This window comes from 'Camptotheca acuminata' phytoplasma, assembly GCF_041276565.1.
GTDB lineage: Bacteria > Bacillota_I > Bacilli_A > Acholeplasmatales > Acholeplasmataceae > Phytoplasma.
The window spans coordinates 1-982 of sequence record NZ_JBGGGR010000043.1 but is presented as its reverse complement, the minus strand read 5'-3'; the positions used below and the strand labels follow the sequence as shown (position 1 = coordinate 982).

1 protein-coding gene is annotated in these 982 nt (G+C 26.9%); it reads right to left on the bottom strand.

Annotation, left to right across the window (positions count from 1 at the left end):
* Positions 1–43 precede the first annotated feature (43 nt).
* The coding region (locus AB6A63_RS02275; protein WP_370431070.1) for an ABC transporter ATP-binding protein at positions 44–982 on the bottom strand (939 nt) is incomplete at its 5' end.

Below are 982 nucleotides of genomic sequence, written 5' to 3'. Positions count from 1 at the left end.
GTAGCGAAAGTGTTATATAAAGCAGTTGAAATCAATAAAGTTACTAATAAAAATATTTTTTTTCTTTGAATAAACTAGTACCCATTTTTAAAGCTAACAAAGATGATAAATGAGATTTAACATTGTTTAATGGAATTGTTTCTATTTTTTCGGGAGTTCCAGAAGTAGGAATAAAAAATTTTTGATAAGAATTAGAATCAGATTCCATTTTTTGAGAAATAGACTTAAGCATTTCTTCAGTTAAAACTTGGCCTTTTAAATCATATTTTAATTTATTGTTTGTTTTATTTGTAGCTTGTAATTCAGCATTTCTAGATAAATCAGCAACTATTTGACCATCTTTAACTTCGATAACTCGATCTCCGAATTTAAAAGCGTTTTTTTTATCATGAGTAATAACTACAATAAGTTTTTCTTGAGACATTTTTTTTAAAAAATTAAAAATAACTTCTGTAGTTTCAGAATCTAAATTTCCGGTTGGTTCATCACAAAACACCACATCAGTTTTTTTAATGAAAGCACGAGCGATAGCGACTCTTTGTTGTTGGCTCCCGGATAATTCATTGATTTTTCTTGTTTCAAAACATTCTAAATCGACACTTGTTAAAATTTCGTTAATTAAAGAAGGATTTGTTCTAGTTCCTTGTAGTTCTAAAGATAAAGCAATATTTTGACCCACTGTCAAATCAGAAATTAAGTTAAAATCTTGAAAAACAAAACCGACCATACTATTACGATAATTATCATAATCGTTATTTTTGAAATTCAAAAAAGAATTATTATAAATTTGGATATCTCCTCGTTCGAAGTCGTCCATGCCGCCTAATAAATTTAATAAAGTTGTTTTTCCGCTTCCTGATTTTCCTAAAATAAAAACAATCCCTGTGTTAGGTAATTGAAACGAAATATCTTTTAAAATATCCGTACGATAACCTAATTTAGATGTGTAACTTTTATTTAAATTGATTATATTAAACATAAA